Here is a 1472-nt window from a genome sequence, read left to right as displayed (position 1 = left end):
AGCGTGGAAAGGGATTCTCAACTGCCTATAAACCATCTGTTCTAGTCAACTCTGGACGCATTATTGTTGCCCAGACTGTCGATCCATCCAGTGAAACAAAGGTTATACCAGATTTATTAGCACAGAGCTTCAATTTATCGGGATATACCCCAAACAAATTGTTCACGAGTTTCGCACAGGCATATAAAATTCTAAAAATGGCTTAAAAGCAATGATTAATCTGCAAGTTACTAAAAAACATAAATTTTCTTAAATTACAATAAGTTGTATTTGATTTATAAGGTTTTGACTATTTATATATCATGCTGAATTAAACTTAAAAATAGAGCGTTTTTTTATTGGTGCGAAACTCGTGTTAGAGAAAATCCACAGTGAAAAATCGGCGTTTTCTTTGATATGTAATTTGCCCGCTAATTTCAGGGAATCGCCCACCGTTTGGCAGTTCCATTTTTTACCGCTTTTTTGTAGTGAAAATGGCTACATGGGCACTTTCTTCCATGCTCATGAGTTCCTGTTTTTGTCGCCGTTGGAGTATGTCGATGGCATTCAACCTTATTTTTGTAATTTTCGAGTGACCGTGCTCCCTATAATTTCCGGTTATATTCCGCTTCCTCGCCTGTTCGCTCGCGTTGCTCGGTCACAGGCTGCGTCGAGCGGTGGGGGTCAAGGAAGCAGCCTAGCGGCTGCAAATCGATATCGGGTAGAATGGTGGTACCTTGAACTTCTGGAAATCATATAAAATTACCCCCGTGCTTTCTGAATTCACTCCTCGCCCTCTAAGAGGCTGTCGCAAAAGCTCATGTTATCGATTAAAATTTGCTTTATTCGTTTTAAACGCAGATCTTTTATGACCGTATTTACTCGCAAACTGGAATCGCCTTCTCACACCAAACGTAAGTTTGTCAAAGCGCAAAATCTACCTATCTTGGAGGGTTCTGTTTCCCTTTGCGATTATCTCAAGCAAATTGGTGAACGTAGGGCATTTATTGTCACAGAGATTTTGGATGAACAAGACTGGGTACCTTTCGAACGCTGTTATTCTTCAACAGGTAGAGCGCCGTATTCTCCTCGTTCAATGATGGGAATTTTGCTTTATGGGATCATGAAAGGGCATAGTTCGCTCAGAGCACTTGAAAATCTGGCGCGTTTAGATTTGGGATGTATTTTTGTCAGCCATGGCGTGACACCTGATCATGCCAGCCTTGGACGTTTCATTTATCAACATCAGACTGTCCTGACGGGCAGTTTTTTTAAAGAACTTACATTATCCGTTTTTCTTCAAACTAGTTGCTGAATAGAGACTTGCATTTTTTGTCACGCTATTGAGAATAAAAAGAGGTTTAACTTAGAGAATAAAGGTTTGAAATGATCAACAAAGAGCGGCTGTTACGAGATAATCGTTTATGTAAAGCAATCATTGGATTATCAGTCGAAGAATTGAAAAATTTAGCCGCTGAATTTTCAGCTTGTTA

General features: G+C 39.8%; 3 protein-coding genes. All 3 read left to right on the top strand.

All coding sequences use genetic code 11. The features are described from left to right. On the top strand, positions 1 to 206 hold a 206-nt coding region (locus tag CBG25_RS08565; RefSeq protein WP_290606023.1), incomplete at its 5' end, for a hypothetical protein. 146 nt (positions 207 to 352) lie between these two features. Further along, positions 353 to 739, top strand: coding sequence for a hypothetical protein (locus CBG25_RS08560; RefSeq protein ID WP_290606021.1), 387 nt, complete (start codon positions 353 to 355; stop codon positions 737 to 739). A gap of 60 nt (positions 740 to 799) precedes the next feature. Beyond that, a complete protein-coding gene (locus CBG25_RS08555; RefSeq protein ID WP_290606019.1) occupies positions 800 to 1294 on the top strand; it encodes a transposase in 495 nt (164 codons plus the stop codon). The last annotated feature ends 178 nt before the right edge of the window (positions 1295 to 1472 follow it).

The sequence above is a fragment of the Arsenophonus sp. ENCA genome (genome assembly GCF_002287155.1).
In the GTDB taxonomy this organism is placed as follows: domain Bacteria; phylum Pseudomonadota; class Gammaproteobacteria; order Enterobacterales; family Enterobacteriaceae; genus Arsenophonus; species Arsenophonus nilaparvatae.
This window is presented reverse-complemented; position numbering and strand designations above follow the sequence as displayed.

Bases quoted from the DNA above. Each gene is read 5' to 3' on its own strand.
- CBG25_RS08555 (WP_290606019.1), top strand. From the start codon at position 800: ATGTTATCGATTAAAATTTGCTTTATTCGTTTTAAACGCAGATCTTTT.